The following is a 249-nucleotide window of genomic DNA, read 5'->3' on the forward strand; positions in this document are numbered from 1 at the left end:
CCCGAAACGCAGCGCGCGATTCTGGCAGCCACGCTCGCGGATGGAACCTCTATCATCCGCAACGACTTGCGTTGTACCGAAACCGAGACTATGAAGATCGCGTGCCGTCAGCTCGGTGCACGCATCGAGGAAGCCGACGGTGCCTTGTACGTGACCGGAACAGGCGGCCAGTTCGCCTCCAACGTCGAAGTGATTGACGCCAAAGGTTCCGGTCTGGTGTTACGCACAATGATGGCGTTGAGCTGCATG

Annotated in this window: 1 protein-coding gene; it reads left to right on the top strand. The window is 59.4% G+C overall.

The annotated features are described in order from the left end of the window. On the top strand, window positions 1-249 hold a 249-nt coding region (locus SB847_RS21815), incomplete at both ends, for a hypothetical protein (protein WP_410578802.1).

This window comes from Bacillus sp. SIMBA_026, assembly GCF_046535335.1.
GTDB classification, from domain to species: Bacteria; Bacillota; Bacilli; order Bacillales; family Bacillaceae; genus Bacillus; species Bacillus velezensis.